Below are 6,915 nucleotides of genomic sequence, written 5' to 3' on the forward strand. Positions count from 1 at the left end.
AAACCTAATGACAAAATGAAGTCATTAAAGCAATGTCTGCAGACATTAGTGAAAACTGCCGGAGGAAACGGGAACTTGCTATTCAATGTCGGGCCTATGGCTAACGGACAAATAGAAGAGCGCCAGGTTCTGCGGCTTAAAGAGATGGGTGACTGGTTAAAACTGTATGGTGAGAGCATTTACGGAACTCATGGCGGGCCATTTGCACCAAACGAGGTGTATGCGGCGACACGCAAGGGAAATAAGCTCTATATCCATGTGTTTGAGCGAAAAGGAGGTACATTAATTTTACCGGCACTACCTGCGGTAAAGGTCAGGAAGGCTTATTTTCTAAAAGGCAGTAAAACCGGATGGAGTCAGGACAATAAGGGGATAGTTATGCTTGAACTGCCTGAAGTATTGCCGAACGCAGACGCTTCCGTGATCGTATTGGAGCTAAATTCCAGTGCCGATGGCATTCCTGTGATTTCCTGATCTATTTTATATATTTGGTTGCCATTTATAAATTAGTTCTAATTAATTGACTTCCAAATATGAACAAGGTAAAAGTTTTGCTTTTCCTGGTGTTTTTTGCACCGGGACTAACCGTATTTTCCCAAAATGCTGAGGAAAAATACCCGGTTGATTCCGCATCAGTTGAACACTCCGGTGTGCCAAAAGGCGAGCTCATCAAACTGACCTTTGAAAGTTCAAAAATATTCCCTGGCACAGTCCGGGATTACTGGATCTACGTGCCAGCGCAATATGACGGTAAAACCCCCGCATGCGTATATGTGAACCAGGATGGAATTCAGTTTAAAGCACCTGCGGTATTTGATAACCTGATCCACCAAAAAGAGATGCCGGTAACCATCGGGATTTTTATACAGCCTGGACGTGTACCTGCAGAAAACAGGGCAAATGCGATAGACCGCACCAACCGCAGTTTTGAATATGATGGCCTTGGCGACGACTACGCACGCTTTATCCTCGAAGAAATATTGCCGCAGGCAGCACAGCAAAAAACAAAAGACGGGCGGAATATCCTGCTTTCAAAAAAAGCAAATGACCGGGCTATAGGTGGCTCGAGCAGCGGTGCGGTCTGCGCTTTTACTGCTGCATGGGAGCGCCCAGATGCATTTTCAAGGGTATTCAGTGCTATCGGTACCTATGTCGGTTTCAGAGGTGCGGACCGGTATGCTACGCTGATCCGAAAGTACGAGCCAAAACCAATCCGGATATTTCTGCAGGAGGGATCTAACGACCTCAACAATTATGCGGGTGACTGGTGGGTAGCCGGACAGCTGATGGAAAGGGCACTGACCTTTGCAGGATATGAAGTGGAGCATAGCTGGGGGCAGGGCGGTCACAACGGCAACCATGCCACCGCGATCTTTCCTCAGGCCATGCGCTGGTTGTGGAAGGATTATCCTAAAGCCGTTGCACCGGGAATATCTAAAAACCAGTTCATCGCCGATATTTTGATCCCCGGGCAGAACTGGGAATTGGTGGGGCAGGGTTATGGTTTTTCAGAAGGGACCATTGCCAATGCTGCGGGAGAAGTTTTCTTTCAGGATATCCCGGGATCTAAAACCTATAAAATAGATGTCAAAGGAAAACTCAATATCGTTGATACCGACGCGAAGAAAGCAAGTGCAAACTCTTTTGGTGCGGATGGGAAACGGTACAGTGTGGCTACAGAAACAAACCAGATCCTGAGTTATGATCAAAATGGAAAACGTGCAATAATCGCTGATCATATCCCCGGAAATGATCTCGTAGTGGCCAATAATGGAAATATCTATGTAACTGCACCTGATGGAACTGAGAAACCAAGTAAACTTTACCTCATTAAACCGGATGGCACAAAAAGTATAGCCGACGAAGGACTAAGATATGCAAACGGCCTGGCCTTAAGTTCTGACCAGACACAGCTTTATGTTTCAGAATCGACTTCACACTGGGTGTGGGTGTACCAGGTCAAAGGAGATGGTACTTTGGCTTACAAACAGCGTTTTGGCTGGCTACATGTGCCTGATGAGGCAGACAATGCCTGGTCTGATGGCATCAAGTGTGACCGGAATGCCAGGGTATATGTGGCATCGCGGCTCGGCGTGCAGATCATGGACGAAATAGGCCGGGTGATTGCCGTTATTCCTACGCCCGGAGGCGGCCCTTCCAATCTTTGTTTTGGCGGACCCGATTTCGATACCATGTATGTCTCCTGCGGTGATAAAGTATATCGCAGGAAGCTCAGGATACACGGTGCCAACAGTTTTGACAAGCCCGAAAAGCCGGTTATTCCAAAACTGTAAAACATTTTAGCACTCCTTATTGTTCCAATACTTAATTTATAACCAAAAGTTTCGATCGCTGATAATGGGCTGATCGGCAGGTTATAAGGGTATCTATAACCCATTACAAGTATTGGAACGCTTATGTCAAAGAAAATTGCGCATTCAAAAAAAATAGCTGATCACGCTGAACTGCAAAAAACACCAACAGGGATACCCGGTCTAGATGAAGTCACACTTGGCGGGCTCCCTACCGGAAGGCCTACACTAATTTGCGGCGGACCAGGTTGTGGTAAAACTTTATTTGCTCTGGAATTTATAGTAAGGGGTGTGGAATTATACAATGAGCCCGGGGTATTTATCGCGTTTGAAGAAAAACCTGAAGAGCTGGCTGCTAATGTAACCTCTCTGGGTTTTGATCTCGAACAGCTGCAGAAACAAAAGAAACTAAAAATCGATTATGTCCATGTAGATAAAACTGAGATAGAAGAAACCGGGGAATACGATCTTGAGGGTTTATTCATCCGTTTGGGCTATGCTATAGACAGTATTGGAGCCAAGCGCGTCGTGCTGGATACGATAGAGAACCTGTTTTCTGGCTTGACCAATGAAGGAATAATAAGGGCTGAATTAAGAAGGTTGTTCAGCTGGCTCAAGCAAAAAGGCGTTACCACGATAATTACGGGCGAAAAAGGAGAAAAAACGCTGACCAGGCAGGGACTCGAAGAGTATGTGTCTGATTGTGTCATTTTACTTGACCACCGGATCATTAACCAGATCTCCACACGGCGCTTAAGGATCATTAAATACCGGGGCACGATGCATGGTACGAATGAGTATCCTTTCCTGATAGATGAGGAAGGCATCTCAGTTTTGCCGGTGACTTCTTTGAAGCTGAATAAGAAGGTTTCTACAGAAATCGTTTCTTCAGGGATTAAACAGCTAGACAGCATGCTTGGCCGCGGAGGTTTTTATAAGGGAAGCAGCGTGCTGGTTTCCGGGACAGCAGGCACGGGCAAGACCAGTTTTGCCGCCAGTTTTATCAATCAGGCCTGCGAAAAGAAACAAAGGAGCCTGTATTTTGCTTTTGAGGAATCTCCGAGCCAGATCATCAGAAATATGAGGTCTATAGGCATCGACCTGCAAAAACACGCCGACAAAGGTATGTTGGAATTCTATGCCTCCAGACCTACGCTATATGGACTTGAGATGCACCTGGTAGCCATACATAAAGCAATCCGCAAATTTAAACCACAGGTTGTGGTGCTCGACCCGATCACCAATCTGATCACCGTAGGGTCGGTGAGTGACGTGAAGTCTATGCTGGTCAGATTGATTGATTTTCTGCAATCTGAGCAGATTACCGTAATATTTACTGCACTGTCATTGAATACAGTGGTAAGCGATCAGACAGATGAAGGTGTATCCTCGCTTGTTGACGCCTGGATGCTGATCAAAGATATCGAAATGAACGGGGAGCGCAATCGTGGACTATATGTAATCAAGTCCAGGGGTATGCAGCACTCCAATCAGATCAGAGAATTTGTCATTACTGACAGTGGCCTGGATCTGGTAGATGTATATCTTGGACCAGAGGGTGTGCTTACCGGTTCTGCAAGGGAGGCACAGAAGTTGCTGGAACAAACCGGACAGGTGCTTCACACTCATGCCATCAGCCGCAAGGACCGCGAACTGATACGCAAACGCAGGCTGCTGGAAGCGCGGATAGAAAGCCTGAAAACGGAGTTTGAGTCCACTGAAGAAGAACTCAACAAAGTTTATATCGAAGAAGACATAAAAAAAGGCGTTGCAGCCGAAACACGTCAGCGGATGACTGAGTTTAGAAAAGGCAACAAAGAAGCCATAAGGATAAGGAACGAAAAAAACAAATAAGGGAGAACGGTTTGGAACAGAAATATGAATTGAGGCTATACGTAGCCGGGAAGACACAGAAATCAGTAGCTGCCCTGAGCAATTTGAAGAAATATTGCGAAGAACACATGAAAGGTGAATATCACATAGAGGTAATCGACCTGCTTGTTCATCCCCAGCTTGCCGAGGGCGATCAGATCCTGGCCATCCCCACACTGGTAAAAAAAGTACCTGAGCCAGTGCGCAAGATCATTGGCGATCTATCTGATCAGGAAAAAGTGCTTGTAGGACTAGACATCCGTCGAAGATAATGGGAGATAAAGAGAACGAAATAGCGGGCTGGGCCAGCCTGGAAAATCCAGTTTACAAATTAAGATTATTTGTAACGGGAACTTCTGCTGTATCGGTAAGGGCCATCAATAACCTCCAGAGCATTCTGAATGAATATCTGACCGACCGGTATGAGCTGGAAATCATTGATGCCCATCAGCAGCCGCTGCTCGTAAAGAGCGAAAACGTTACAGCTGTTCCCGTGCTGATTAAGTCGTATCCGGCTCCCAAAAGACGTTTAATAGGAGATATGTCCGATAGGCTGAAGGTCTTAAGAGGCTTAGGCTTGAGTTGATATTAAAATTTAGCGATTGAAAGACAAGAGATCACATACAGAACTATTGGCGGAGCTGCAAAAATTAAGCACCGAACTTCAAGCTAAAGAAATTGAACTTGAGGAGGCCACTGATATTATAGATGCCATCAGAAACGGTGAAGTTGATGCGCTTGTGATGAAATCAGGTCAGGGACACCAGCTGTTTACCCTTAAGAGTGCCGACCAAACCTATCGTATTTTTATAGAGCAGATGACCGAGGGCGCAGTGACACTAAACTCCTCCGGAAACATCTTGTATGCCAATTCTCAGTTTGGTACACTACTCAATACCCTTTTGGAAAAGATCACCGGTCATACATTTGTTAATTTCGTAGCAGAAGCAGACAGGTCGTATTTTGAAAGTCTATTTGAGCGTTCATGGCAGCACAATAGCAAAGGCGAACTGAGTCTGTCAGGCATTCACGGCAATCTGGTGCCTGTACAGCTTTCCTTAAATATACTGAGTCTTGATGAAGGAATGTCTATGAGCATTATCCTTACCGACCTTACTGAACAAAAGGAAAGTCAGCGCCTGCTGTACCAAAAAAACATAGAACTGGAAGCCGCTCATGCACTCACCAGAAAATTTAACCTTCATCTTGAAGAGACGGTAAAACTTCGTACAAAAGATCTGGAAAACAGCATTTACCAGAAAACTCTGGTAGAAAGAGAACTGCGCAGCAATCAGGAGCAGCTGAGCCGTGTGCTGGAAACTATGGCCGAAGGAGTAACCATTATTGATTTTGGAGGTAATGTGATCTATGCCAACCCTATGGCAAAGAAAATTCTCGGGTTGAAGGATGAGGAAAACATCCGCAATATTTATAATGATGCCAGATGGACCAATGTGACGCTTGACGGGGATGTTTTACCTGCAGATAAACACCCTGTGGCCATCACTTTAAGCGAGGAGCAACCGATGCATGATTATGAGATCGGCATACAGCCCGCAAACGGTGAACGGTTTTATATCTCTATTAATGCGGCCCCTATCAGAGACGAAAACGGGGAGATCATCTCTGGTATTGCAACTTTTATGGATGTAACACACCGTCGCAAGGTTTTTGAGCAGAAAGACGAATTTATCAGTGTGGCCAGCCATGAACTCAAGACACCCATCACCAGTCTAAAGGCGTCCCTTCAATTGCTGAGAAGATTAAATACAGGAGCAGAGTCTGAGCTATTTCACAAATTAATGGAACAGGCCAACAAGAGCATGAACCGTGTGAGTGTATTAATAGAAGATCTGTTAAATACTTCTAAATTTACCGGTGGACAACTTCATTTGAATAAAAATAAGATTAACCTCTATGAACTCATCGCTGGTTGCTGTGATGAGCTTAGACTAGAAGATCAGTATTGCATAACAATGAGAGGGGATAAAACCCTTAATGTAGAAATCGATGCCTACAAAATTGAGCAGGTTCTCATCAATCTGATCAACAATGCGATCAAATATGCCAGTGAGTCTTTAGAGATCCTGATCAATGTAGAGCGCTTTGGAGCTCTGGCAAAAGTAGCTGTGATTGACAAGGGACCGGGTATACCGCCTGAGGTTGTCCCTCATCTTTTTGATAGATACTACCGCGTAGATCCTGCCGGCAGACAATATTCCGGCCTGGGACTTGGACTTTACATCAGTTCGGAGATCATCAAGAAGCACGGTGGTCAAATCGGGGTAGAAAGTGAACCTGGAAGCGGAAGTACATTCTGGTTTACACTTCCCTGCGCACCTCAGTAATGAATTATTTTAGCGCGTACGCTACATAGCTGTCGCCTTTTTTTGTGCCCAGCTTACCTCCACCGCACGCAATTGCAATGTATTGCTTTCCATTAACCTCATAGGTGCTTGGAGTCGCGTATCCTGCGGCGGGCAGTTCAGTTTCCCAAAGAACCTTACCATTCTTTTTATCAAAAGCACGAAACATCCCGTCCTTTGTGGCGGCTATGAACAGCAGTCCGCCAGAGGTGACCACCGGTCCGCCGTAATTTTCAGTTCCCGTAGGTGCAATGCCCTTTGCTGTCAGTTCTTTTAGTTCACCCAGGGTTCTTTGCCACAAGTGTTTTCCCGTATTCAAGTCTATGGCGGTCAATGTCCCCCAGGGCGGGTTAATGGCAGGATAC

7 protein-coding genes are annotated in these 6,915 nt (G+C 45.6%); 6 read left to right on the plus strand and 1 reads right to left on the minus strand.

Features of this window, described 5'->3' with window-relative positions; genetic code table 11:
• The 6 genes from VK541_RS09145 to VK541_RS09170 all read left to right on the plus strand — a co-directional run.
• Nucleotides 1-474 (plus strand): alpha-L-fucosidase (locus VK541_RS09145; protein ID WP_324369176.1); only part of this gene is annotated, 474 nt, incomplete at its 5' end.
• Nucleotides 475-533: 59 nt separating this feature from the next.
• The gene (locus tag VK541_RS09150; protein WP_324369178.1) at nt 534-2,294 is read left to right on the plus strand and encodes an SMP-30/gluconolactonase/LRE family protein; all 1,761 of its coding nucleotides are present in this window, start codon (nt 534-536) and stop codon (nt 2,292-2,294) included.
• A gap of 123 nt (nt 2,295-2,417) precedes the next feature.
• Nucleotides 2,418-4,166: a circadian clock protein KaiC gene (gene kaiC, locus VK541_RS09155; RefSeq protein WP_324369180.1), complete on the plus strand. Its 1,749-nt coding sequence runs from the start codon at nt 2,418-2,420 to the stop codon at nt 4,164-4,166.
• 11 nt (nt 4,167-4,177) lie between these two features.
• Nucleotides 4,178-4,456, plus strand: a complete 279-nt coding sequence (kaiB, locus tag VK541_RS09160; protein WP_324369182.1) for a circadian clock protein KaiB — start codon at nt 4,178-4,180, stop codon at nt 4,454-4,456.
• The gene (locus VK541_RS09165; protein WP_324369184.1) at nt 4,456-4,770 is read left to right on the plus strand and encodes a circadian clock KaiB family protein; all 315 of its coding nucleotides are present in this window, start codon (nt 4,456-4,458) and stop codon (nt 4,768-4,770) included. Before kaiB ends, VK541_RS09165 begins: the two co-directional genes overlap by 1 nt.
• Nucleotides 4,771-4,786: 16 nt before the next feature.
• Complete coding sequence (locus tag VK541_RS09170; protein WP_324369186.1) at nt 4,787-6,532, plus strand: PAS domain-containing sensor histidine kinase; 1,746 nt, start codon at nt 4,787-4,789, stop codon at nt 6,530-6,532.
• Between the two features lie 4 nt (nt 6,533-6,536).
• On the opposite strand, the gene VK541_RS09175 is transcribed toward VK541_RS09170, so the two are convergent.
• Nucleotides 6,537-6,915: PQQ-binding-like beta-propeller repeat protein (locus tag VK541_RS09175; RefSeq protein ID WP_324369188.1), on the minus strand; the 379-nt coding region annotated here is incomplete at its 5' end.

It is taken from the genome of Pedobacter sp. (genome assembly GCF_035317785.1).
Lineage (GTDB): Bacteria > Bacteroidota > Bacteroidia > Sphingobacteriales > Sphingobacteriaceae > Pedobacter.